Origin of the sequence: Mesorhizobium sp. M4A.F.Ca.ET.050.02.1.1, from assembly GCF_003997725.1 — a bacterium.
In the GTDB taxonomy this organism is placed as follows: Bacteria; Pseudomonadota; Alphaproteobacteria; order Rhizobiales; family Rhizobiaceae; genus Mesorhizobium.
In genome coordinates this window covers 1-859 of record NZ_RZSG01001315.1, presented here as the reverse complement: position 1 = coordinate 859, position 859 = coordinate 1, and the positions used below count along the sequence as shown (strand labels likewise).

1 protein-coding gene is annotated in these 859 nt (G+C 68.3%); it reads left to right on the top strand.

Annotated elements, in window-relative coordinates:
* Positions 1 to 859 (top strand): AAA family ATPase (locus EOA33_RS37195; RefSeq protein WP_127407820.1); only part of this gene is annotated, 859 nt, incomplete at both ends.

Below are 859 nucleotides of genomic sequence, written 5' to 3'. Positions count from 1 at the left end.
AACAACCCGATCCTCACCGGCGAGGCTGGGGTCGGCAAGACCGCCGTGGTCGAGGGTTTTGCGCTCCGCATTGCCCAGGGCGACGTGCCGCCAACGCTCCAGAATGTCAGCGTGCGCATGCTCGACGTCGGGCTGATGCAGGCGGGGGCAAGCGTCAAGGGCGAGTTCGAGAAGCGGCTGAAGGCGGTCATCGACGAGGTCCAGGCCTCCGAGACGCCGATCATCCTGTTCATCGACGAAGCGCACACGCTGATCGGCGCCGGGGGTGCCGCCGGAACCGGCGATGCCGCCAATCTCCTGAAGCCGCCGCTGGCACGCGGCGAGCTTCGCACCATCGCGGCGACGACCTGGGCCGAATACAAGCAGCATATCGAGAAAGACCCGGCGCTGACCCGCCGCTTCCAGGTGGTCAAGATCGATGAGCCGTCGGAAGTCGTGGCCGTGCTGATGCTGCGCGGCGTCGCCGGCGTCCTGGAACAGCACCATAAGGTGCAGATTCTGGACGAGGCGATCGAGGCGGCGGTTGCCTTGTCGCATCGCTACATTCCGGCGCGGCAGCTGCCCGACAAGGCGGTCAGCCTTCTCGACACGGCCTGCGCCCGCGTCGCCATTTCGCAGCATGCGACGCCTGCCGAGGTCGAGGACATATTGCGCCGTCGCCAGGCGCTCGAGGTCGAGCGCGGCATCATCGGCCGCGAGGCGGCGATCGGCATCGAGGTGGCGGACCGGCAGGTCAGGGTCGATGCCGGCCTGGCCGAAACCGAAGCCGCTTTGGCCGCCGCCCAGGCCCGTTGGGACCGGGAAAAGGCGCTGGTGGCCGAAATCCTTGACCTGCGCGCACGACTGCGCGGCGAGGGCG